Annotated in this window: 21 protein-coding genes; 17 read left to right on the top strand and 4 right to left on the bottom strand. The window is 44.4% G+C overall.

Annotation, left to right across the window (positions count from 1 at the left end; translation table 11 throughout):
• Positions 1-64: 64 nt before the first annotated feature.
• From OCV30_RS03920 to lnt, 4 genes are all read left to right on the top strand, one after another.
• A complete protein-coding gene (locus tag OCV30_RS03920) occupies positions 65-1,186 on the top strand; it encodes a PhoH family protein (RefSeq protein ID WP_065678561.1) in 1,122 nt (373 codons plus the stop codon).
• Complete coding sequence (gene ybeY, locus OCV30_RS03915) at positions 1,187-1,648, top strand: rRNA maturation RNase YbeY (RefSeq protein ID WP_060983371.1); 462 nt, start codon at positions 1,187-1,189, stop codon at positions 1,646-1,648.
• A gap of 120 nt (positions 1,649-1,768) precedes the next feature.
• A complete protein-coding gene (gene corC, locus OCV30_RS03910) occupies positions 1,769-2,659 on the top strand; it encodes a CNNM family magnesium/cobalt transport protein CorC (protein WP_012603382.1) in 891 nt (296 codons plus the stop codon).
• A gap of 32 nt (positions 2,660-2,691) precedes the next feature.
• Complete coding sequence (gene lnt / locus OCV30_RS03905; protein ID WP_065678560.1) at positions 2,692-4,209, top strand: apolipoprotein N-acyltransferase; 1,518 nt, start codon at positions 2,692-2,694, stop codon at positions 4,207-4,209.
• Between the two features lie 79 nt (positions 4,210-4,288).
• Here the strand turns inward: lnt and OCV30_RS03900 are convergent, their stop codons facing one another.
• Positions 4,289-4,759 (bottom strand): zinc ribbon-containing protein, encoded by a 471-nt coding sequence (locus tag OCV30_RS03900; protein ID WP_017062329.1) that lies wholly within the window; start codon positions 4,757-4,759, stop codon positions 4,289-4,291.
• Between the two features lie 263 nt (positions 4,760-5,022).
• Here OCV30_RS03900 and leuS point away from each other — a divergent pair, with 263 nt between their 5' ends.
• The 12 genes from leuS (at position 5,023) to lipA (ending at position 17,799) form a co-directional block, all read left to right on the top strand.
• Positions 5,023-7,599 carry a leucine--tRNA ligase gene (leuS, locus tag OCV30_RS03895; protein ID WP_065678559.1) on the top strand — a complete coding sequence of 859 codons (2,577 nt, stop codon included), beginning with the start codon at positions 5,023-5,025 and terminating at the stop codon, positions 7,597-7,599.
• Between the two features lie 179 nt (positions 7,600-7,778).
• Complete coding sequence (locus tag OCV30_RS03890; protein ID WP_065678558.1) at positions 7,779-8,435, top strand: LPS-assembly lipoprotein LptE; 657 nt, start codon at positions 7,779-7,781, stop codon at positions 8,433-8,435.
• 9 nt (positions 8,436-8,444) lie between these two features.
• Positions 8,445-9,470 (top strand): DNA polymerase III subunit delta, encoded by a 1,026-nt coding sequence (gene holA, locus OCV30_RS03885; RefSeq protein WP_065678557.1) that lies wholly within the window; start codon positions 8,445-8,447, stop codon positions 9,468-9,470.
• A gap of 64 nt (positions 9,471-9,534) precedes the next feature.
• Complete coding sequence (gene rsfS, locus OCV30_RS03880) at positions 9,535-9,852, top strand: ribosome silencing factor (protein WP_009848475.1); 318 nt, start codon at positions 9,535-9,537, stop codon at positions 9,850-9,852.
• A gap of 3 nt (positions 9,853-9,855) precedes the next feature.
• On the top strand, positions 9,856-10,326 hold the full coding sequence (gene rlmH, locus OCV30_RS03875; RefSeq protein ID WP_065678556.1) for a 23S rRNA (pseudouridine(1915)-N(3))-methyltransferase RlmH: 471 nt from the start codon (positions 9,856-9,858) through the stop codon (positions 10,324-10,326).
• A 6-nt stretch (positions 10,327-10,332) separates the two neighbouring features.
• The gene (mrdA, locus tag OCV30_RS03870) at positions 10,333-12,225 is read left to right on the top strand and encodes a penicillin-binding protein 2 (RefSeq protein WP_012603375.1); all 1,893 of its coding nucleotides are present in this window, start codon (positions 10,333-10,335) and stop codon (positions 12,223-12,225) included.
• On the top strand, positions 12,225-13,346 hold the full coding sequence (gene rodA, locus OCV30_RS03865; RefSeq protein ID WP_009848472.1) for a rod shape-determining protein RodA: 1,122 nt from the start codon (positions 12,225-12,227) through the stop codon (positions 13,344-13,346). The genes mrdA and rodA overlap by 1 nt, the downstream gene beginning before the upstream one ends.
• 3 nt (positions 13,347-13,349) lie before the next feature.
• Positions 13,350-14,189, top strand: a complete 840-nt coding sequence (locus OCV30_RS03860) for a septal ring lytic transglycosylase RlpA family protein (protein WP_065678555.1) — start codon at positions 13,350-13,352, stop codon at positions 14,187-14,189.
• Between the two features lie 93 nt (positions 14,190-14,282).
• Complete coding sequence (locus tag OCV30_RS03855; RefSeq protein WP_012603373.1) at positions 14,283-15,464, top strand: serine hydrolase; 1,182 nt, start codon at positions 14,283-14,285, stop codon at positions 15,462-15,464.
• A 231-nt stretch (positions 15,465-15,695) separates the two neighbouring features.
• Positions 15,696-15,974, top strand: coding sequence for a DUF493 family protein YbeD (ybeD, locus tag OCV30_RS03850; protein ID WP_029223108.1), 279 nt, complete (start codon positions 15,696-15,698; stop codon positions 15,972-15,974).
• Between the two features lie 195 nt (positions 15,975-16,169).
• Positions 16,170-16,829 carry a lipoyl(octanoyl) transferase LipB gene (gene lipB, locus OCV30_RS03845; protein ID WP_012603371.1) on the top strand — a complete coding sequence of 220 codons (660 nt, stop codon included), beginning with the start codon at positions 16,170-16,172 and terminating at the stop codon, positions 16,827-16,829.
• Positions 16,830-16,833: 4 nt separating this feature from the next.
• Positions 16,834-17,799 carry a lipoyl synthase gene (gene lipA / locus OCV30_RS03840; RefSeq protein ID WP_017096213.1) on the top strand — a complete coding sequence of 322 codons (966 nt, stop codon included), beginning with the start codon at positions 16,834-16,836 and terminating at the stop codon, positions 17,797-17,799.
• Between the two features lie 154 nt (positions 17,800-17,953).
• On the opposite strand, the gene OCV30_RS03835 is transcribed toward lipA, so the two are convergent.
• From OCV30_RS03835 to OCV30_RS03825, 3 genes are all read right to left on the bottom strand, one after another.
• Positions 17,954-19,315, bottom strand: coding sequence for a sodium-dependent transporter (locus tag OCV30_RS03835; RefSeq protein WP_065678554.1), 1,362 nt, complete (start codon positions 19,313-19,315; stop codon positions 17,954-17,956).
• A 288-nt stretch (positions 19,316-19,603) separates the two neighbouring features.
• Positions 19,604-20,398: a YggN family protein gene (locus OCV30_RS03830; protein WP_083994583.1), complete on the bottom strand. Its 795-nt coding sequence runs from the start codon at positions 20,396-20,398 to the stop codon at positions 19,604-19,606.
• Positions 20,399-20,486: 88 nt separating this feature from the next.
• Positions 20,487-20,960: a GreA/GreB family elongation factor gene (locus OCV30_RS03825; protein WP_065678553.1), complete on the bottom strand. Its 474-nt coding sequence runs from the start codon at positions 20,958-20,960 to the stop codon at positions 20,487-20,489.
• A 145-nt stretch (positions 20,961-21,105) separates the two neighbouring features.
• Between OCV30_RS03825 and OCV30_RS03820 the strand changes: the two genes are divergently transcribed.
• On the top strand, positions 21,106-23,040 hold the full coding sequence (locus tag OCV30_RS03820) for a RecQ family ATP-dependent DNA helicase (protein WP_065678552.1): 1,935 nt from the start codon (positions 21,106-21,108) through the stop codon (positions 23,038-23,040).
• Positions 23,041-23,092: the final 52 nt, after the last annotated feature.

The raw sequence follows: 23,092 nt of genomic DNA, 5'->3' as shown, positions 1-23,092 counted from the left end.
TCTAAATCGGGCTTTTTGCTCTTTGTTTTATTTAAGAGTGAGTGGCACAAAATGAGAGGCTAATTTGAGCAATAAAATCGTTACCTTAGAGATAAATCTAGAGCCAGCAGACAACAAGCGCTTGGCAAGTTTATGCGGACCATTTGACGACAACATCAAGCATCTTGAGCGTCGTCTGGGCGTTGAGATTAATTACCGTAGCAACTTTTTCACCATTGTCGGTAAGCCTCACACTACAGCCGCAGCTTTAGACATCATCAAACACCTCTATGTTGAAACGGCTCCAGTTAAAGGCAACATAATCGATATCGAACCAGAGCAAATACATCTGGCGATCACCGAGTCAGGTATTTTGGAGCAACAGGTCGAGTCTGAAATTGACTACGGCAAAGAAGTGACCATTAAAACTAAAAAAGGCGTTATCAAACCTCGAACGCCAAACCAAGCACAGTACCTAATGAACATGGTGACTCATGACATCACCTTTGGTATTGGGCCAGCAGGTACAGGTAAAACCTACTTAGCCGTTGCTGCAGCAGTTGATGCACTTGAACGCCAAGAGGTTCGCCGAATCCTACTGACTCGTCCTGCTGTTGAAGCCGGTGAGAAGCTTGGTTTCCTACCGGGTGATTTAAGCCAAAAAGTAGACCCATATTTACGTCCACTTTACGATGCGCTGTTTGAGATGCTTGGCTTTGAGCGAGTTGAGAAGCTGATTGAACGTAACGTAATTGAAGTTGCGCCACTGGCTTACATGCGTGGTCGTACATTGAATGATGCGTTTATCATTCTTGATGAGAGCCAAAACACCACGGTAGAACAGATGAAGATGTTCTTAACCCGTATCGGTTTTAACTCACGCGCTGTGATCACAGGTGATATAACGCAAATCGATTTACCTCGTGGAGCGAAGTCTGGTCTACGTCATGCAACTGAAGTGCTCAATGAAGTCGACGACATTAGCTTTAACTTCTTCATGTCTGAAGACGTCGTTCGTCACCCTGTAGTTGCTCGTATCGTCAACGCATACGAGAAGTGGGAAGCAAAAGACCAGAAAGAGCGCAAAGAGTTTGAAAAGCGTAAACGTGAAGAACGTGAAGCCAAACTTCTTGAGGCTCAGCAGGTAGTTACGACACAATTAGCAACACAAAATAGCTCTGTAATTGCAGAACAAGGTGATAAATAGATGTCTATTGAACTAGACCTGCAATTAGCGGTCGAAAATGAGCAAGGTCTTCCAACTGAGCAAGATATTCAGCTTTGGTTGGACAAGACAATTCCTCAGTTTCAAGAGAACGCTGAGTTGACGGTTCGTATCGTTGATACACAAGAAAGCCACCAGCTCAATCATGAATATCGTGGCAAAGATAAGCCAACTAACGTGTTGTCTTTTCCATTCGAGGCTCCTCCAGGGATCGAGTTAGATCTGCTGGGCGACCTCATTATCTGCCGCCAAGTTGTCGAAAAAGAAGCAGAAGAGCAAAGTAAGCCTCTGCTAGCACACTGGGCTCATATGGTTGTACATGGCAGTCTGCATCTGCTAGGTTATGATCATATCGAAGATGATGAAGCTGAAGAGATGGAGTCACTCGAAACAGAAATCATGCAAACTATGGGGTTTGAAGACCCGTATATTCTAGAAAAGTAAATCTATTCTAGTAAAGTAGGTTGCAGAGAAACAATAACTCATCGAACCTGTGATTTTCGCAGGAATCTGAGTTGTAACGTGTGCTATCACACTTCTGATAGCGTTATTTTTTGAGAAATCATGAACGAAGGTAACCCCCCCACTTCTGAGGGAAGTAAAAAATCTGAAGGTCCGAGTAGAAAGTCCTTCTTTGAACGCCTAGGCCAACTATTTCAAGGTGAAGTTAAAGATCGCCAAGAGCTCGTAGATGTAATCCGCGACTCAGAAATTAATGACCTAATTGACCACGACACGCGCGACATGCTCGAGGGTGTAATGGAAATTTCAGAGATGCGAGTACGCGATATCATGCTGCCTCGCTCTCAAATGGTTACAGTTGAACGCACCGATGATTTAGATACATTGATTGCGCTTATTACTGATGCTCAACACTCTCGCTACCCAGTGATCAGTGAAGATAAAGACCATGTTGAAGGCATTCTATTAGCGAAGGACCTACTTAAGTATTTGGGTTCAGAAAGTGCCCCATTTGATATCGAACAAGTGATTCGCCCTGTCGTGGTTGTTCCTGAAAGTAAGCGTGTTGATCGCCTACTCAAAGAGTTCCAAGAAGAGCGCTACCACATGTCTATCGTTGTCGATGAGTTTGGCGGAGTTTCTGGCCTGGTAACCATTGAAGATATCCTCGAAGAAATCGTTGGTGAAATTGAAGACGAGTTCGACGATGAAGAAGAGCTAGATATTCGTAAGCTGAGCAAGCATACTTTCTCTGTTAAAGCTTTAACCACTATTGAAGAGTTCAACGATACGTTTAACACTGCCTTTAGTGACGATGAAGTGGATACCGTAGGCGGTATGGTTATGACAGCACTCGGTCACCTGCCAGTTCGTGGCGAAATTGTAGAAATCGAAAACTACCATTTCAAAATTACGTCTGCAGATAACCGTCGTGTGATTCAGCTACAGGTAACGATACCTGACGAACAACCTCTTCCTACTATCGAAGAATAACAACTTCTCTCTAAAGAGATGACAGAAATTAGATGACTAAGACCTTTATTCATCGCCTATTACGGCCGCTTGCGGCCGTTTTTGTTGGCGCTATAACCACCCTTTCATTCGCTCCATACTCTATATGGCCTCTTGCTATTCTCAGCCCAGCTTTGTTGCTGTTACTGATCCACAACCGCTCTCCTAAGAGTGCGCTTTGGATTGGCTACGCATGGGGTTTAGGTCAATTCACGACAGGTATCAGCTGGGTATACGTCAGCATTGATGGTTTTGGCGGCATGCCACTGGCTGCCAACCTATTTTTGATGGCATTGCTTGTTGGCTACCTAGCCGTTTATTCGGGTCTATTTACCTGGAGTTTGAACAAGTTCTTCCCTGTTAATAACCTAAGCCGCTTTTTCCTTGCAGCTCCTGCATTGTGGTTAATCAGTGATTGGCTACGTGGCTGGGTAATGACGGGCTTCCCTTGGCTTTGGTTAGGCTACAGCCAAATCGATTCGCCACTAGGTTCATTTGCACCGATTGGCGGCGTCGAGTTAGTAACTCTAGCGATCATTGTTTCAGCCTCTGCATTCGCTTATGCGATTGTTAACAGGGCCTGGAGTATCGCTATCATTCCTGCCGTCGTATTTAGCACCGGTTTTGGTATTCGCAACATCGATTGGGTCACTCCGAACCCTGAAAAAACTACGTCAGTCGTCTTAATACAAGGCAACGTCGATCAAGACAGCAAATGGCTGCCGAGTCATCGCTGGCCAACCATGATGAAGTACACCGACCTAAGCAGAGAAAACTGGGACGCCGATATCATCATCTGGCCTGAAGCGGCTATTCCAGCATTCGAAGTTGAGATTCCATCTTTCCTACGCAACATAGATAGCGCAGCGAAGATGAACAACAGCTCAATCATTACTGGCGTGCTGAATCAATCTGAAGATAAGAAGTACTACAACAGTGTTCTTTCACTTGGTGTGAATCCATACGGTGAGTACAGCTACGATCCAGACGAACGCTACCATAAACACCACCTGTTACCATTTGGTGAGTTTGTGCCGTTTGAAGATATCTTGCGTCCATTAGCACCTTTCTTTAACTTGCCAATGTCATCATTTAGCCGTGGCGACTTTGTTCAACCAAACATAGTGGCAAATGGTCGTCATCTAGCACCTGCGTTGTGTTATGAGATCATATTTAATGATCAAGTTAGACAAAACGTAACAGATGAAACTGACTTTATTCTAACGCTCTCTAACGATGCGTGGTTTGGTCGTTCGATTGGGCCATTGCAACATATGGAAATTGCACAGATGCGCGCTCTAGAGCTTGGTAAGCCGCTTATTCGCTCTACCAACAATGGTGTGACGGCTGTTACCGATTATAAAGGCAACATCATCAAACAAGTGCCTCAGTTTGAAACGGCCGTATTAAAAGCTGAACTCATTTCAACGGATGGTCAAACGCCTTATCACACAGTTGGTACTTGGCCACTGTACATCTGGGCGTTGCTCAGTTTGGTGATGGGTTGGGTAATTAGAAAGCCAAAGAGCTAGATTCGAAGAAAAGTGATTAGAGGGTTGACTGATTGAGTCAACCCTTTTTTATTGCCGCAGTTTGAAGTTAATTACATGTTTACGGTTTAAGGGCTTTACGACTAAACCCTTTAGAACCACATTTAATGCATGGAATGATATTGGTTGGATGGTTATATTCGGTTTGATGACCACACTCGTCACATACCAAAGTACCTAACCCAATGACTTCACCCGCTTGATATAGGCCCTGATGCTCTAAATCTTGGAACAGTTCAACCCATTCCACCTTAGTTCGATCAGTGATGTCCAACAGCCCTTGCCAAATAGAGTCTGCAATCATCAAATAAAACGGACCACTTTTGCTCTCTTCATAGCTTTCGGAAAACTCTTTTAAATCCGATTTTACGTAAGCGGAAATCAACGACAGCTCGTCTTTGGTCATGTCATTGGCTGCTTTCGCAAACTTACCTGACGTTTCGATTTTGTTGTTGAGCTCTTCAGGACTATGCTTCAGCGTTTCTATTACCTCTTCGACGACTTCTTCATAGAGTGCTTTTTTCTTCGGCATAACAACCTCCTTAAGATAACCAACTTTTACGCGGGCAAACGGGTGCGTCACAATGCACTCCCGCTCACAAACAAATGCAATTCATACTCTTAAGTATAGTTGCCCTGCGAAATTCAGTGAAAATTACGCCATCCACTAGGCAGCAACTGCAAGTATGAAGGGTATAACTATTGTTGTACTCAGCTCCTTTAGGTATTCTATGACGATCTGTAAGATTCTGTTCTAACCGAACTCACAAATTCCAAGATAACCGGATACCATCGATGCAAGAACAATATAACCCGCAAGAGATTGAACAAAAGGTTCAACAACACTGGGATAACAGCGAAACTTTCGTTGTAAGTGAAGACCCAAACAAAGAAAAATTCTACTGTCTTTCTATGTTCCCTTACCCAAGTGGCCGACTGCACATGGGTCACGTGCGTAACTACACCATCGGTGATGTGGTATCTCGTTTCCAACGTCTACAAGGCAAAAACGTAATGCAGCCAATCGGTTGGGATGCATTCGGTCTACCTGCAGAAAACGCAGCTGTAAAAAACAACACAGCGCCTGCACCATGGACTTACGAAAACATTGAGTACATGAAAAACCAGCTTAAACTTCTAGGCTTTGGTTACGACTGGAACCGTGAATTCGCAACATGTACTCCAGAGTACTACCGTTGGGAACAAGAGTTCTTCACTAAGCTTTACGAACAAGGCCTAGTTTACAAGAAGACTTCTTCTGTTAACTGGTGTCCAAACGACCAAACTGTACTGGCAAACGAGCAAGTAGAAGACGGTTGCTGCTGGCGTTGTGATACTCCGGTAGAACAAAAGAAAATCCCACAGTGGTTCATTAAAATCACTGAGTACGCTCAAGAGCTACTAGACGATCTAGACAACCTTGAAGGTTGGCCTGAAATGGTTAAGACCATGCAGCGCAACTGGATCGGTCGCTCTGAAGGTGTTGAGCTATCTTTCGCTGTTAACGGTGAAGAAGCGCCGCTAGAAGTGTACACAACACGTCCAGACACACTAATGGGTGTTTCTTACGTTGGTATCGCTGCAGGTCACCCACTTGCAGAGAAAGCATCAAAGAACAACCCAGAGCTTGCAGCATTCGTTGAAGAGTGTCGTAACACCAAAGTGGCTGAAGCTGAACTAGCAACGATGGAAAAGAAAGGTATGGATACTGGCCTAACGGCTATCCACCCTCTTAACGGTCGTGTTGTTCCTGTTTACGTAGCTAACTTCGTTCTTATGGATTACGGTACAGGTGCTGTAATGGCGGTTCCTGCTCACGATCAGCGTGACTACGAATTCGCAACTAAGTACGGCATCGATATCATCCCAGTAATCAAACCTGAAGACGGTTCTGAGCTAGATGTGTCTGAAGCGGCTTACACTGAGAAAGGTGTACTGTTCGATTCTGGAGAATTCGACGGTCTTGCGTTCCAAGAAGCATTCGATGCAATCGCTGCGAAACTGGAAGCTGAAGGCAAAGGTAAGAAAACAGTAAACTTCCGTCTACGTGACTGGGGTGTATCTCGTCAGCGTTACTGGGGTGCTCCAATCCCAATGGTAACCACTGAAGACGGTGAAGTTCACCCAGTACCTGCAGACCAACTACCAGTAATTCTTCCTGAAGATGTGGTAATGGATGGCGTAACTAGCCCAATCAAGGCAGATAAGTCTTGGGCTGAAACAACATTCAATGGCGAACCAGCTCTACGTGAGACTGACACGTTCGATACGTTCATGGAATCATCATGGTACTACGCACGTTACTGTTCACCACAAGCTGACGACATTTTAGATCCAGAGAAAGCAAACTACTGGTTACCAGTTGACCAATACGTTGGTGGTATCGAGCACGCTTGTATGCACCTGCTTTACTCTCGTTTCTTCCACAAGCTTCTTCGCGATGCGGGTTACGTAACATCTGATGAACCGTTCAAGCAGCTTCTATGTCAAGGCATGGTTCTGGCTGACGCGTTCTATCACACGAACGAGAAAGGCACGAAAGAGTGGATTGCTCCAACTGACGTGACTATCGACCGTGACGCAAAAGGTCGCATTGAAAAAGCTGTCGACAACCAAGGCCGCGACGTTGAACACTCAGGCATGATCAAAATGTCTAAGTCTAAAAACAACGGTATCGACCCACAAGAGATGGTAGACAAGTACGGCGCTGATACAGTACGTCTATTCATGATGTTTGCATCGCCTGCAGACATGACGCTTGAGTGGCAAGAGTCTGGCGTTGAAGGCGCAAACCGCTTCCTTAAGCGTGTTTGGAAACTGGTTCACGCTCACTCTTCTAAAGGTGCAGCTGAAACTGTGGATGCTTCTGCTCTATCTGGTGACCAGAAAGCACTTCGTCGTGATATCCACAAGACTATCGCGAAAGTAACGGACGATATCGGCCGTCGCCAAACATTCAACACTGCCATCGCTGCGATCATGGAACTGATGAACAAGCTAGCGAAAGCACCTCAAGAATCTGTACAAGATCGTGCAATCCTTGATGAAGCTTTAAAAGCCGTGGTTCGCATGCTTTACCCAATGACTCCACACATCTCTTACGAAATGTGGATTGCTCTTGGTGAATCAAACGTAGACTCAGCAACATGGCCAACGTTTGACGAGAAAGCGCTAGTTGAAGACGAGAAGACTATCGTGGTAATGATCAACGGTAAGCTACGAGCAAAACTAACGGTTGCTGCTGACGCGACAGAAGAGCAAGTTCGTGAACTTGGTCTAAACGATGAGAACACTAAGAAGTTCCTAGATGGCTTAACTATCCGTAAAGTTATCTTCGTACCTGGTAAGCTTCTAAACATCGTTGCTAACTAATTTCGTTAGCACAGTGCAATTACTGAAGAATTAACGAACTTAATTCATCAAAAGCAGTCTGTAGACAGGGTAGCTAATAGCCCTGTCTACTTATTTAAGCGCTTTAGGCTTGAGCCTAACAACTCAAACGAACTAAAGCCTTTAAATAAGTATTCTACCTTCATGAGAGCCATCAAATAATGCGCCTGAATTCACTATCTTCATTGAAAGTTACTATTGTTGTTCTAACCGTTAGCCTGCTGAGCGCCTGTGGTTTCCATTTACGTGGTGACTACTCCGTGCCACAAGAGCTCAACAAGATCTCAGTAACCAGTTACGACCAATACAGTACGTTTACACGTATGATGAAAAGCCAGCTGCGTATGAATGATGTAGAAATAGTGCCACCAGCTGAAAATATCCCTAACCTACATATTCTTGGTGAAGGAGTTGGGGAACGTACTTTGTCGCTATACCAAAATACTCGTGCCGCTGAGAAAGAGCTGACGCTTAACGCTTCATACCGCGTAACAATCCCAGAGTTAGGAGCCAATACCTTCTCAACTAGCGTAACCCGAAGCTATTTAGACAACCCACTAACGGCACTCGCAAAATCGGTTGAACGAGACATGATCGAAGATGAAATGCGTAAGCTTGCAACAAGCCAAATCCTTCGTCAAATGGCCCGTTTGAAAGCGACTATTGCCGCTGATAATATGAACCTAGAAGAGCTTGAACAGGTTCAAGTAAAAGAGCTTGAAAAACAGTACAACATCAAGAACATCGAAATTGACGACGTTGAGATAGACGCAAGTGCAGTACCTGATACTGAGCCTAGCGTGACTGTCGAACAATAGGTTTATTTGATGCGTATTTTTGCTGACCGCTTATCCGAGCAACTAGCTAAACAGTTAAGTAATGTTTACCTCATTTTTGGTAATGAGCCTCTGCTGCTACAAGAGAGTCGAGAAGCGATTCAAAAAACAGCCAAAGAGCAAGGCTTCGAAGAACGCCACCGCTTTACTATTGATAGCAGTCTCGACTGGAATCAAGTCTACGACTGCACTCAAGCATTGAGCCTATTCTCTAGTCGTCAGGTCATCGAACTTGAATTGCCAGAGTCCGGGGTCAATGCCGCAATAGCAAAAGAGCTGCTCGCACTTTCAGAGCATATTCATAGCGACATCTTGTTGATCTTGGTGGGCACCAAGCTCACTAAGGCTCAAGAAAGCGCTAAGTGGTTTAAAGCACTCTCGAATCAAGGCCACTGGATCAGCTGCCTAACCCCAGACGTTAGCCGCTTACCTCAGTTTGTCCAAACACGCTGTCGTCAGATCGGCTTATCTCCGGATCCTGAAGCGATACAAATGTTGGCGCAATGGCATGAGGGTAATCTATTTGCGCTCACCCAAAGCCTAGAAAAACTGGCTCTCCAATACCCAGATGGAAAGCTCGCATTAGTACGTTTAGAAGAATCGCTGAGTCGACACAACCACTTTACGCCATTCCATTGGAGTGATGCGTTATTAGCAGGCAAAGGCAATCGTGCACAGCGAATCCTGCGTCAGTTAGAAGCCGAAGGTGTCGAACCCGTCATCTTGCTGCGTAGCATACAACGTGAGCTTGCTCTGCTATTACAAATGCAGCAACAAATGAAGCAGATGCCAATCGCGCAGGTATTTGAAAAGCACCGTATCTGGCAATCAAAAAAACCTCTTTATAACGCCGCGCTAACAAGAGTTTCGATTTCTCGATTACACTCCCTGTTTGCGTTGCTCACTCAAGCTGAATTGATGACAAAAACCCAATATGAACAGTCGCCTTGGCCACTAATTCATCAGTTAAGCGTAGAGTTTTGTATCCCTTCAGCTTCAATCCCATCTCACGCATAAAAGCGTGGTATATTCTAGGGTCAACAGACCCTAAAAAGCTAAACTCAGATTAAAGGAACACCCCGTGTTACGTGAAGAACTAAAAGATTTTCTTGCAGACAAAGCCGACGACATGAAAGCAGAATCGATTGTGACTATCGATGTAGAAGGCAAATCAAGTGTTACTGACTACATGATTGTTTGTACTGGTACATCTAAGCGCCATGTTGCCTCTATTGCACAGCACGTTGCTGATGAAGTGCGCAAGGCTGGCATGAATCCCCTTGGCATGGACGGCCAAAAAGAAGGTGAATGGGTTGTTCTAGATATGGGTACAAGCATGCTTCACGTTATGCAAGAAGAGCATCGTGAACTGTACCAACTAGAAAAACTTTGGGGCTAAGCTTTGAAGATCCAGTTAATCGCAGTTGGTACAAAAATGCCAAAGTGGGTTGAAGAAGGCTTTAAAGAATATAAACGCCGCTTCCCTCATGATATGCCATTAGAACTCATTGAAATCACTGCGGGAAAACGCGGTAAAAATGCCGATATTGTACGTATTCTTCAAAAAGAAGGCGAAGCAATGTTAGCTGCGGTTCCAAAAGGCAACCGCATTGTCACACTCGATATCCCAGGAAGAAAGTGGGATACGCCTCAACTCGCAGAGCAATTGGAAAGTTGGAAGCTGGATGGCCGTGACGTTTCTATCCTTATTGGCGGGCCTGAAGGATTAGCACCAGCATGTAAAGCGGCAGCAGACCAAAGCTGGTCTCTGTCAGCACTTACTCTCCCTCACCCATTAGTACGCGTTATCATGGCTGAAAGCTTGTATCGAGCTTGGAGCGTCACTGCTAACCACCCTTATCATCGAGAATAAGCGTTAATGTTACGTAAACGTAGCCAAATTCGTGATTACAAAGCAGAAGCACGACTATTTACTAGTCGTGCTTTTGTTGCGTTTGCAGGGATTATAGTGATGATGAGCTTACTGGTTGTGAACCTTTACAACATCCAAGTTAATCAATATCAGGACTATAAAACCCGCTCCAACGACAACCGCATCAAGGTTGTTCCAATCGCACCCAACCGTGGTTTAATTTACGACCGCAACGGTGTACTTCTTGCAGAAAACCGGCCCGTTTTTAATCTGGAGATCACCCCAGAAAAAGTCAAAAACATGGAAGATACGCTTGTTCGTTTACAAGCGTTAATCGACATACCACCGGAGCGTATCGAACGTTTTAATCGTGATCGTCGTAATTCACGTCGCTTCAAATCAGTACCTATTCTTAATCAGCTTACCGAAGAACAAGTGGCGGTCTTTTCTGTAAATCAACATAAGTTCCCAGGCGTTGAAGTGACAGGGACGCTAAAACGTTTCTACCCTTATGGTGATGTGTTAACTCACGTAATTGGCTACGTATCGCGCATCAATGACCGTGATATGCAGCGCTTGGTTCGTGAAGAGAAAGACGCCAATTACCAAGCCACCCGCGATATCGGTAAACTCGGCATTGAGCGCTATTACGAAGACATGCTACACGGCACCGCTGGCTATCAAGAAGTCGAAGTAAACAGCCGTGGACGAGTGATCCGCACTCTCAAATTTGTACCTTCGGCTCCGGGGAAAGATATCGTGCTCAACTTGGATATCAAACTTCAGCTATACGTGCATAAACTGCTTGATGGACGTCGTGGTTCAGCCGTGGTTCTCGACCCGAAAGACAATGGCGTATTAGCCATGGTTTCCAGCCCAAGCTACGACCCAAATGCCTTTGTGCATGGTATTTCCTCGAAAGGTTATAATGCCCTGCTTCAAGACAAAGACCGACCTTTAGTTAACCGCGCAACGCTAGGAATTTATCCGCCAGCATCGACGATCAAACCCTTCATTGCCGTCGCAGCTCTGCAAGAAGGTGTAATTACTCCGAACACGACGCGTAATGATCCGGGCTATTGGAAGATTCCAAACTCGAAAACGAAGCCGTTCCGCGACTGGTTACGTTGGGGACACGGTGTAGTTGACATAGAGAAAGCCATTGAAGAATCGGTTGATACCTTCTTCTACCAAATTTCATTTGATTTAGGCATCGACCGCTTATCTAAATGGATGATGTTGTTCGGTTTTGGTGATTACACTGGCATCGACATTTACGAAGAAAGCAAAGCGAATATGCCCACTCGCGAATGGAAAATGGCCAGACACCGTGTACCTTGGTATCAAGGTGACACCATCCCTGTCGGTATTGGCCAGGGCTACTGGACTGCAACACCAATGCAGATTGCAAAAGCGACTTCAGTATTGGTCAATGAAGGAGAGGTAACCGCTCCCCATTTACTACGCGCGACAATTGAGAACGGTCAACCGTTCGATGAACAAACGATATCTGAAATCGAAACGTACCCTCCGGTAACTGGTGTTAAGCAGAGATACTGGGATATCGCGCAAGAAGGCATGAGATTGGTAAACCACGGAAAGAAAGGCACAGCAAGACGCTCATTCCAAAAAATGTCTTATCAAACAGCTGGTAAATCAGGTACTGCACAAGTATTCGGTCTAAAAGAAGATGAAGAATACAACGCAGATGAAATCGCAGAACATTTACGCGATCATGCCCTCTTCACCGGTTATGCGCCTTTTGAAGATCCTGAAGCGGTCGTAACTATCGTTTTGGAGAATGCTGGTGGTGGTTCATCAAATGGTGGCCCAGTTGTAAGAAGAATTTTAGACCATATTATTCTTGCAGAAGATTATGAAAGTGAGCCAATAAAATAATGAAACTTGATCCTTCAACTGGACGAAATAGAGCCCTATTTGAACGGCTGCATATCGACCTGCCGCTATTGCTTGGCATTCTGGTTTTAATGGGCTTTGCCCTATTGATCATGTACAGCGCAAGCGGACAGAGCCTTGCGATGATGGATCGCCAAGCGATGCGTATGGTGCTGTCTTTGGGTGTGATGATCTTTTTAGCGCAAATCTCACCTCGTACTTATGAGACCTTGGCTCCACTACTGTTTGCGGGCGGCGTTATTCTACTACTCGGGGTGTTGTTCTTTGGCGAGGCCTCTAAAGGTGCGCAGCGCTGGTTAAACTTCGGCTTTATTCGATTCCAACCCTCTGAACTATTGAAGCTTGCAGTACCCTTGATGCTGGCTCGATTTATTGGTAAGCGCTCACTGCCACCCACTTTCCAAACCTTAGCTATCTCATTAGTGATGGTGTTTGTACCTACAATCCTTATCGCTAAACAGCCAGATTTAGGCACATCGATACTCATCGCAGCATCCGGTATCTTCGTGATATTCCTGGCAGGTATTAGTTGGAAGATCATTGCTAGTGCCGCGATTGCACTGGGTGGGTTTATTCCAATCTTATGGTTCTTCTTGATGCGTGAATATCAAAAAGTTCGTGTAAGAACCCTTTTTGACCCTGAATCAGATCCATTAGGTGCAGGCTATCACATCATCCAAAGTAAGATTGCAATTGGCTCTGGTGGTATATCAGGAAAAGGTTGGCTGCAAGGTACCCAATCTCAACTAGAGTTCATTCCAGAGCGCCATACCGACTTTATTTTTGCGGTCATCGCCGAAGAGTGGGGCATGATTGGTATTTTGTTTTTGCTCGCTATCTACCTGTTCATTATTGGCCGTGGCTTAGTGCTTGCAAGCCAAGCTCAAACAGCATTTGGGCGAATGATGGGCGGCAGTATCGTACTGAGTTTCTTCGTCTATATTTTCGTAAACATTGGTATGGTAAGCGGCATTCTACCTGTGGTGGGTGTTCCTCTACCTCTGGTCAGCTATGGCGGTACCTCTATGGTTACCCTTATGGCCGGTTTCGGTATTTTAATGTCAATCCATACACACAGAAAAGCATTCTCAAAGGCGACCTAATTGATGTCTGTTAAAGTAACTTCTATAAAAACATCTTTGGTTAATGAGCTGCCAATAAAAAAACTAGTGTCTATAGTGAGCCTAGCCGTTGTTATAAACGGTTGTTCTTCGACAGAACCAACAGGCCGCTACGATATAGATTCAGATATTGCACCAGACGCACCGATCTCAGTAGAGCATCTCGAGGATGCTCACCCTCAGTATGAACCTTATAGTTTAGGTGGTAACACGGATTACACTTTGCGTGGCGAAGACTACAAGATCGTAAAGAAGACAGAAGGGTTTACAGAGAAAGGTAAAGCCTCTTGGTACGGTAAGAAATTTCATGGCCATTTAACGTCGAATGGCGAGATCTACGACATGTATTCGATGTCTGCGGCACACAAAACATTGCCGATTCCGAGCTATGTAAAAGTGACGAATACCGATAATGACAAAACGACGATTGTGCGCATCAATGACCGAGGTCCATTTCATGAAGGGCGAATCATTGACCTTAGTTATGCCGCGGCATACAAACTCGATGTATTGAGAACAGGCACGGCAAATGTTGAGATAGAAGTCATCACTGTGGCTATGCCAACCGACGCAAATAAAAAGGCGGCTTTACCTCAATTTATTATTCAAGTAGCCACTTCCCCACATGAAGATAGAACCGAGAAGTTAGCCAAAGATCTAGGCGAAAAGTTAGCTGTAGCAACGTTCTTGCAGCCAAATGATGATAACTACCGCCTGATGCTTGGCCCATTTCATGACTATGCTCTGACTCAAGAAAAATTAGAACAAGTTAAGCTAATGGGTTACCCGTCAGCTTATATAAAAAAACACACGCTAACTCGCTAATTTATCTAACAGTTACTTCTGGTAATCAACGCTCTGGTGTGACAGAGTGATTCTGTTAATATATGAATAGTTCACCTAATAATTGCATTCAAAATGATTAAATCTAATAAACTTGTTAAATCGATTTTTGCTACTTCTGTTGCTCTTTCTGCAACGATAGCAACATCGTCATTCGCCGCTCCTATTATTGTTCCTGACGCTCCTCAAATCGCTGCAAAGGGATTTGTTCTGATGGATTACCATTCAGGCAAAGTACTCGCAGAGAAAGAGATGAACACTCAACTTTCTCCAGCAAGTTTAACCAAGATGATGACGAGCTACGTAGTCGGCCAAGAGCTAGAGCGTGGCAACATCAACCTAAACGACGATGTTGTTATCAGTGAAAATGCTTGGGCTAAAAACTTCCCTGATTCATCTAAGATGTTCATTGAAGTTGGTACAACCGTTAAAGTTGAAGAGCTGAACCGCGGTATCATTATTCAATCAGGTAACGATGCTTGTGTTGCGATGGCTGAACATATTGCCGGCTCTGAAGATGCATTTGTTGACTTAATGAACGCATGGGCGAGCTCTATCGGAATGAAAGACACGCACTTTGCTAACGTGCACGGTCTAGACAACCCTAACCTTTACTCAACGCCTTACGATATGGCGCTACTAGGTCAGGCGCTGATTCGCGATGTTCCTGATGAGTACCGTATCTACTCACAGAAGAAATTCACTTACAACGGCATCACCCAGTACAACCGCAACGGTCTGTTATGGGATAAGAGCATGAACGTTGATGGCATTAAAACGGGCCACACAAGCAATGCAGGTTACAGCCTAGTAAGCTCAGCAACCGAAGGTAAAATGCGCCTAGTTGCTGTTGTTATGGGTACCAAGAATGCTAACGCTCGTAAAACAGAAAGCAAAAAACTGCTTAGCTACGGTTTCCGCTTCTTCGAAACAGTGGCACCACACACCGCTGGTGAAACCTTCGTTGAAGAGAAGATCTGGATGGGTAGCAAGGACACGGTTGCACTAGGTGTCGACGAAGATACGTTCGTTACTCTGCCTCGTGGCCAAGCTAAGAACCTGAAGGCAAGCTTCGTTCTTGAGAAAGAGCTAGAAGCACCAATCAGCAAAGGCGACGTTGTGGGTAAACTATTCTACCAAGTCGACGGTGAAGACGTTGCTGAATACCCACTACTTGCACTTGAAGATGTAGACCAAGGCAGCCTATTTAGCCGTCTATGGGACTACCTAGTACTGCTATTCAAAGGTTTATTCTAAACGAGTCAAACGTTTGTTCTAGCAATACATAAAGTTCTTGTATAGCTAACCTAATGAGTAAATTACTTATTTACGCATTAACGAACCAAAAGCCGCCATGTGCGGCTTTTGTTGATCTTGAGTTCGGTGATATTTACACGTAATATTCCGCATTATTACTCGTGTCTGTTGACCGAACACGCTTTTTATCGACATTTCGCCAATTTGCGAGAGTCTAGCCTTTTGGAGCTAATCATGAACATCAATTCTGATGCAAAACTAAAAGACCTCTTAGAGTTCCCTTGTTCATTCACTTACAAAGTTATGGGCTACGCTAAGCCAGAACTTACTGAACTAGTGCTAGAAGTGATCCAGCGTCATGCTCCTGGTGACTACAGCCCAACTCTAAAACCGAGTGCGAAAGGTAACTACCACTCTGTTTCTATCAATATTACTGCGACTTCAATTGAGCAAGTAGAAACGCTATATAAAGAACTGGGCGAAATCGAAATCGTTCGTATGGTTCTGTAACTTTCGATTACGCATGAAAAACAGCGGCTTATTGCCGCTGTTTCTGTTTGAAACCCTCGCTCCCCTTCTAAAGCATTCAACTTAATTTTCAATAAATACAAAGAAAGTTGAAAAACCTTGCTGTCCGTCTGTAGTTAGAAACCTGTTTCGCGTTTATAATGCGCTCACTTTATTAATCCTTGAGGAAGTGCCGCTTTGCAAAATAAGCTAATCGTAAAAAAATTAGGTCGTCAGGATTACGAACCTGTATGGAAAGCCATGCATAAGTTCACAGACGAACGCACGGATGAAGACGTAGACCAAATTTGGTTGGTTGAACACAACCCAGTTTTCACTCAAGGACAAGCAGGTAAAGCTGAGCATGTATTAAATGCTGGTGATATCCCTGTGATACAAAGCGATCGCGGTGGCCAAGTGACGTACCACGGGCCCGGTCAGTTAGTCGCTTACTTCCTGATAAACATCCGCCGCAAGAAATTCGGAGTGCGTGATTTGGTTACTCATATTGAGAACCTCGTAATCAATACTCTGAAAGCTTACAATATAGATTCAACTGCCCGACCTGACGCTCCTGGTGTTTATGTCGATGGCAAGAAAATCTGTTCACTCGGATTACGAATTCGACGCGGCTGCTCGTTCCACGGGCTAGCACTCAACGTCGATATGGACTTGTCTCCATTCCAACGTATTAACCCATGTGGTTACCAAGGGATGGAAATGGCGCAAGTAAGCCAACTCGGCGGTCCAAGTGAACTAGAAAACGTTGAGCAACAGTTAATACAAGAGCTCGTAGAACTACTCGGCTATGACCAAGTAGACATTCAAGCCACCAGTAACATTACAGCAGAAGCATAAAATCATGAGCAAACCAATCCAAATGGAAAAAGGCGTTAAATATCGTGACGCTGACAAAATGGCATTAATTCCCGTAAAGAATATGCCTGCTGAACAGAAAGAAGTTTTACGTAAGCCTGCATGGATGAAGATTAAACTTCCTTCAGACAGCCATCGTATTCAAGAAATCAAATCTGCAATGCGCAAAAACAACCTGCACTCAGTTTGTGAAGAAGCGTCTTGCCCTAACCTAGCTGAGTGTTTTAACCACGGCACGGCAACGTTTATGATTCTTGGCGCTATCTGTACTCGTCGCTGCCCGTTCTGTGATGTTGCCCATGGTCGACCGAATGCTCCAGAAGCCGAAGAGCCGAAGAAACTGGCTAAGACGATTAAAGACATGAAACTGAAGTACGTTGTAATCACTTCAGTAGACCGTGATGACTTACGTGATGGCGGTGCTCAGCACTTTGCTGATTGTAACCGTGAAATTCGCGAGCAAAACCCAAACATTCGTATCGAAACACTGGTTCCGGACTTCCGTGGTCGTATGGACGTTGCGCTTGAACTAATGAAAGACAACCCACCAGATGTTTTCAACCACAACCTAGAGACAGCGCCGCGTCTATACCGTAAAGCGCGTCCAGGTGCGAACTACAAGTGGTCTCTTGATCTGTTAAGAAAATTCAAAGAGCAGCATCCAAGCATCCCAACCAAATCAGGTGTGATGATGGGCCTTGGTGAGACGAAAGAAGAGATCGTTCAAGTATTGAAAGATCTTCGTGAACATGGTGTAACGATGCTGACTCTAGGCCAATACCTAGCACCAAGCCGTCACCACTTGCCAGTTGAACGCTACGTGCCGCCTTCTGAGTTTGATGAGTTGAAAGAGATTGCTCTAGAGCTAGGCTTCACTCACGCAGCATGTGGTCCGTTTGTACGTTCTTCTTACCATGCAGACTTGCAAGCACAAGGTATGGAAATTAAGTAATCACGATTGCTTAACGAACAATACAAAGGCGCTGAATTTTATGTTCAGCGCCTTTTTTCTATCGAACAAGCTTGTTCCATACAAAAACAACAAAGCCACTCATTAAGAGTGGCCTTGAACTGCAAGTCTAATCATCTAGATGTTAAATGGTCTACTAGCCAAAAGATGCCCAGATAACCGTTGCGACTAAAATTGGGCACACGAACTTCACATACATTGGCCAAACTTTACCAAACCAACCCAGCTGAAAATCAGGGCAACCTTGTTCAAGCTCTTTCACTTTTGAAGCTCGGCTCCATACCCAACCACCAAACAGACAGAACATCAATGCGGCGATCGGTTGAAGGTATTGAGTGGCTATCATCGCCACCATGCCAAACATCGCAGCAAAGTTGTAAACAATCACCACACTAAACAGCGCGATAGCACCACCAATTACCCAACTTGTTGGCGTTCGTCTGGTCTTAAAACGCTCACTAACAAGAGCGACAGGGGCTTCCAACATTGAAATCGATGAAGTCAGTGCTGCAATCGTTAGCAATAAGAAGAACACAATTGCGAAGACCTGACCCAGCATACCTAAGCTATCAAACATCAAAGGCAGAACCGTAAATACTAGGGTATCAGAGCTCAGTAATGAGCCATCTTCGGCATAGATTTGAACACCTTTTTGCATCGCAACAAACATCGCTGGCATCACGACTAAGCCCGCAATAAAAGCAACCGCGGTATCAACTAAGGTAACGTTCATTGCCATTTTGGGCAGGTTCTCTTTCTTACTTAAGTAAGAGCCATAAACCAACATCGAGCAACCGCCAATAGTGAGCGAGAAGAAGCCCTGTCCCATTGCCGCCAGAATCAGTTTTCTATCCCACACTTTCTCAAAGTCTGGAACGAGGTAATGCTTTAGGCCTTCCATCGCGCCAGATTGCGTCATGATGTAAACAAACAATAAGGCAAATAACACAAATAGCGCAGGCATCAAACGGGTCGACCATTTCTCGATCCCCTGCTTAACACCGCCCTGAACAATCAAGATAGTCAGCACATAGAATGCGACGGTACCAAAAACATTGCGCTCAACACTGAAGCCTTTAAACCAATCAGCAGCAGCCTCTAGACCAATCAGGTCAGCGACAGCACCAATTAGGAAGCAGATCAACCAACCACCGACAATGCTATAAAACGCTAGCACGGCACTTGGAACACTCAACCCAATCCAACCGACAAATTCACCGACTTTCTTGCCTAACGGGTTTGTAGTCAAAGAACGCATGCTATCAACAGGATTTGCTTGACCATGTCGACCAATAGCCATCTCAACCACCAGCATAGGGAAAGCAACCACGAAAATCATAATTAGGTAAACAAGCAGAAAAGCACCACCGCCGTTACTGGCGACTTGGGTTGGGAAACCCCAAATATTACCTAAGCCAACAGCTGCACCCGCCGCTGCTAAAATAAAACCCAAACGAGAGCTAAAGTGCTCTCTTGAAGAGGAAGATTGTTGGTCCATATTGCCCGCATTAAAAATCAGTGAACTAGTTGAGAAGTACAGTAATCAAAAGCAATGATAGGCACAACTAATAAATGAGCAATCTTCTGATTTTTACAACAAACACGCTATTTAGAACCATTAAATTAACAAATAACTGGTCTTATCGTTTACCAAAAAGCAGTAAAGCAAGGTTCAGGACTAGACAAATCATGGATTTAATTGAGATGAATACTCGTCGTATTGTTCAATTTATACGAACAAAAAGAGCACCAAATGGTGCTCTTGTTACTTATAGTTAGATTCAGATTAGATCGTGAAGACTTGATAGTCTTTTAGGTTCGGAATGATTTCATGCAGCTGTTGCTCTTGTTCTGCCATCTCATCAAGAGAATCACAGAACTCATTCGCTTCCTCTTGCACTTGTTGAGAGTGTTCTTTCATGCGCTCTTCAACTTTAAGCTTTAATGCAGTCATGCTGTCAGCCAATTCAGTAAGATTTAAACCACCATCTTGTTTCATTTTTTCTGACATCGCATTAAAAGCGCTAGAGATAAATTCTTGGTTAAAGATCTCCTTAGCCTTCTCGAAATCTTCAGACCAACCATTGGCCATCGAATCAAAACTGTCTGCTGGTAACACTAACTCGCCATCTTTGTAGTAACGAGCTTCCAGTTCAGCAAAGTAGGTTTTCATTGACTCTTTTACATTATCAAATGATTCCGGTGAATCTAGGCTAGCAGCAATGTCATCAATAACGTCATTCGCTAACGCTAAGCCATCGTTAGCCATTTTTTTCGCTCGTGGTAAGTACTCGCTCATGTTTTCGCGGTATTTCTCAATCGCCGCTTGTTGGTCGGCATCAAGCTCAACCTTCTCACCATGGATATAGAGATCGTTGTTACCATCAAAAACGGCAGCATCACCATTAACTTGATGGATTTCGACTTTCTGGTCATCTATTCGTAATTCATTCTTCAAATCAACTCGACACTGAGCAGCAAAAGTTGGCAGGCTCACAACAGAGATTACCGCTGTTAACGATGCGATTAATACACTGTTCTTCATAAACATTTTGTTTTTCATAAATACATTGTTTTTCATAACATCCTCTCATCAATCTGACAGATTACTATACCCTTGGTATATGCTTCTTTGTCAGAGAAACGTTTTATATATATCCATTACTCAGTTAGTCGATAGATATTACTTCATAGAAAAACTGTTTATCTGCGACCTTAAACTCAATGTCATCACCGACTTCTTTCCCCATTAGAGCCTGACCAAAAGGTGCATTTTCCGTCACGATAGCAACTTCATTGTTATTCCACGTAACAGAAAGCCCACCGACTCTCGGCCCCATAAAAAAATGTTTGTATTGATCATGCTCGTCTATGACCACAACATAGCTGCTCACTGTAATCTTCCCACTATCACGCAGTACTAAGTTACGATAACACTGAATGTCATCTTCACACTCTTGCACTCTTACTGCTTGACCGTGAGCAAGATACGAAGCTTCTAGAGCCAGAGTGTCGTACTTATGCTCAGGCACAGTCTCTTCATCGGTCGCAGCATCAATAGCGCGTTGAGTAGCAGATTGTGCAATACGTAATCGGGATTCGAGTTGCTCTATGATTATTTGGCGAAGCTCAGACTTATTCATACTATTGGGGTGCTTTTCTATAGGAGCTACAGAATAGAATTAGGTACAATCAGGTGCAAGACATTTGATTCATCAAGCGACGCAATCATCAATAGGCGCCCGCTTTAACATCAATACGACACTTAATAACTCAGGTAGAACATAAATGATTGAGCAGAAGCTAAAACAAGTATTCGGATTCGACTCACTGCGTAATGGGCAAAAGCAAGTCATTGATAATGTTCTATCTGGTCACTCGACTGCCGCTATATTCCCAACAGGCTCAGGCAAGTCGCTTTGCTATCAATTGCCAGCATTAGAGTTGCCGCACTTAACCTTAGTGATATCACCATTGTTAGCCTTAATGAAAGACCAGCTCAGCTTCTTACACAGTAAGGGAATAAGCGCGGCTGCAATCGAATCAAGCCAAGACAGACAAACCACACAACAAGTGATGCAATCCGTGCGTAACGGGGACACCAAAATCCTAATGATCTCTGTTGAGCGCTTGAAGAACGAACGCTTTCGTCAGTTTATCTCCCAAGTTCCCATCTCTATGCTCGTAGTTGATGAAGCACACTGTATATCAGAATGGGGACACAACTTCAGACCAGACTACCTGAAGCTTCCCCAATACCAAAAGCAGCTCAATATTCCACAAGTACTGCTACTGACAGCTACTGCGACGACATCGGTTATCCAAGATATGAAGTCGAAGTTTGAAATTGATGAGGAACGCGTTGTGGTTACGGGTTTCTATCGTCAAAACCTCGACCTGTCGATTCAACCTTGCGAACAAACCAGCAAACTAGAAACCTTGTGCAATGTCGTTAACCAAGCATCTCTCGCTCCGACTATTGTTTATGTCACCCTTCAACAGACAGCAGAGATGGTGGCTCAGCAACTCCGTAATGCTGGCGTTAATGCCGTTGCTTACCATGCCGGTCTTAAGCCTGAAAACAGAGATGCCATTCAACATCAATTCATGAACGATGACGTGAACTGCATCGTGGCAACCATTGCTTTTGGTATGGGTGTCGATAAGTCCAACATTCGCCGAGTGATTCACTTTGACTTACCGAAATCGATCGAAAACTACTCGCAAGAGATAGGCAGAGCAGGCAGAGATGGTCAGCCTTCAGAATGTATTCTTCTCGCCAACAAATATGGTCTAAGTACACTAGAGAACTTCGTCTTTGGCGACACGCCAGACAACATATCAATTCAAACGGTCTTAAAAGAAATATACGAAAACCAAAACATTGCGGCTTCTGGCACAAACCAATGGGAAATCATGCTCAACCAACTATCGCGTGAGTCCAACATTCGTCAGTTACCACTTAAAACGCTACTGGTGTATCTCGAAATTGAAGGCGTGATTGAGCCTAAATACAGCTACTTTGCTGACTACAAATTTAAATTCATACGTACTAAGCAGCAGATCACCGAGCAATTCCAAGGCGAACGTCGCCATTTTGTGGAAGCGATTTTCCAATGTTCTCCTCAAGCAAGAGTATGGTGCCAAGTCGACTTCGACGCACTGTGGACACACTTCCAGACTGATCGTCAGCGTGTGATTGCGGCTATCGATTACTTCAATGAACAAGGCTGGATTGAATTGGAAAGTAAGCAGATCACGGATGTTTACGCGATCCACAATACGTCTGAAGATATGATGCAATTATCAGAACGTTTAACTGAGTTGTTTAAGGCAAAAGAGAACAGTGAAATAAACCGCCTTAACCAAATGCTGAGCTTCTTTGAGGCTGATACCTGCCTAAGCTCACGCCTAGCGAGTTACTTCGCCGATGATAAGGCACCAACAAACTGCGGTCATTGCTCTGTATGCCGTGGTGAAGTAGCAATATTACCAACCGTTGATGTTGAGCCTATTGATGATGAAACGGTAATGACATGGACCCATGAGTTCATTTCCGCAAGCCAACAATTGATCACCGACGAAGCCATTACTCGTTTTCTATGCGGAATCGCGACTCCACTTTCAACCAAGCTTAAAGCCAGCAAAATGGTTGGATACGGAAAGCTAGAGCAACAACCATTCAGTGATACCTTAGCGCGAGTTAAACAACTTCCTAGATAAGGCATATCACGTATTGATATAGAACTGGCTAGGCTGTGGAGTCTAGTCGGTA

The sequence above is a fragment of the Vibrio atlanticus genome (assembly GCF_024347315.1).
Lineage (GTDB): Bacteria > Pseudomonadota > Gammaproteobacteria > Enterobacterales > Vibrionaceae > Vibrio > Vibrio atlanticus.
The sequence above is the reverse complement of the archived record's forward strand: the minus strand, read 5'-3'. Positions and strand labels throughout refer to the sequence as shown.

Coding starts and splice junctions, on each gene's coding strand:
- OCV30_RS03855 (WP_012603373.1), top strand. CDS start 14,283: ATGATTAAATCTAATAAACTTGTTAAATCGATTTTTGCTACTTCTGTT.
- corC (WP_012603382.1), top strand. CDS start 1,769: ATGAACGAAGGTAACCCCCCCACTTCTGAGGGAAGTAAAAAATCTGAA.
- OCV30_RS03820 (WP_065678552.1), top strand. CDS start 21,106: ATGATTGAGCAGAAGCTAAAACAAGTATTCGGATTCGACTCACTGCGT.
- OCV30_RS03825 (WP_065678553.1), bottom strand. CDS start 20,960: ATGAATAAGTCTGAGCTTCGCCAAATAATCATAGAGCAACTCGAATCC.
- lipA (WP_017096213.1), top strand. CDS start 16,834: ATGAGCAAACCAATCCAAATGGAAAAAGGCGTTAAATATCGTGACGCT.
- OCV30_RS03900 (WP_017062329.1), bottom strand. CDS start 4,759: ATGCCGAAGAAAAAAGCACTCTATGAAGAAGTCGTCGAAGAGGTAATA.
- OCV30_RS03890 (WP_065678558.1), top strand. CDS start 7,779: ATGCGCCTGAATTCACTATCTTCATTGAAAGTTACTATTGTTGTTCTA.
- ybeY (WP_060983371.1), top strand. CDS start 1,187: ATGTCTATTGAACTAGACCTGCAATTAGCGGTCGAAAATGAGCAAGGT.
- rodA (WP_009848472.1), top strand. CDS start 12,225: ATGAAACTTGATCCTTCAACTGGACGAAATAGAGCCCTATTTGAACGG.
- OCV30_RS03830 (WP_083994583.1), bottom strand. CDS start 20,398: ATGAAAAACAATGTATTTATGAAAAACAAAATGTTTATGAAGAACAGT.
- lnt (WP_065678560.1), top strand. CDS start 2,692: ATGACTAAGACCTTTATTCATCGCCTATTACGGCCGCTTGCGGCCGTT.
- mrdA (WP_012603375.1), top strand. CDS start 10,333: ATGTTACGTAAACGTAGCCAAATTCGTGATTACAAAGCAGAAGCACGA.
- OCV30_RS03835 (WP_065678554.1), bottom strand. CDS start 19,315: ATGGACCAACAATCTTCCTCTTCAAGAGAGCACTTTAGCTCTCGTTTG.
- leuS (WP_065678559.1), top strand. CDS start 5,023: ATGCAAGAACAATATAACCCGCAAGAGATTGAACAAAAGGTTCAACAA.
- holA (WP_065678557.1), top strand. CDS start 8,445: ATGCGTATTTTTGCTGACCGCTTATCCGAGCAACTAGCTAAACAGTTA.
- OCV30_RS03860 (WP_065678555.1), top strand. CDS start 13,350: ATGTCTGTTAAAGTAACTTCTATAAAAACATCTTTGGTTAATGAGCTG.